Source organism: Photobacterium sp. R1, assembly GCF_054600795.1.
The window spans coordinates 1-401 of sequence record NZ_BAAHZP010000143.1 but is presented as its reverse complement, the minus strand read 5'-3'; the positions used below and the strand labels follow the sequence as shown (position 1 = coordinate 401).

Below are 401 nucleotides of genomic sequence, written 5' to 3'. Positions count from 1 at the left end.
AACGTTGCAAGGTTTCTGAAGGATGACAGGCCAGCGTATGTGAACCGTCCAGATAACGACCTCGGTCAAGATCGGCGACATTGATATGTGCTTTGTAAATGGTGGCTTTCAGAGCCATATATGGATTTCTCAGTAAAAAATAAAACGGAATATTCAGTATCGCAATGCGGCAAAGCGTTGATTCATCGCTTCCAGTGCATTGGCAACCTGTTGACATTCCAATGTTACACGTTCATCAGAGAATTCACTAAACCCATTTACATAATATTCTTGCGAATTGGCCAGTTTCGATTGCCAGGCAATCAAATCAACTTTAGGGAGTTGCTTTTTCACCACTAATCGCCCGGCCTGAATATATTCTAAGGCAAGACGGGAATATTCAATGTATTGATGATTAACCT

General features: G+C 41.6%; 2 protein-coding genes. Both read right to left on the bottom strand.

The features are described 5' to 3' along the window. The coding region (locus ACYP03_RS24385; protein ID WP_459782428.1) for a YaeQ family protein at window positions 1–118 on the bottom strand (118 nt) is incomplete at its 3' end. Between the two features lie 35 nt (window positions 119–153). Beyond that, window positions 154–401 (bottom strand): hypothetical protein (locus ACYP03_RS24380; protein WP_459782426.1); only part of this gene is annotated, 248 nt, incomplete at its 5' end.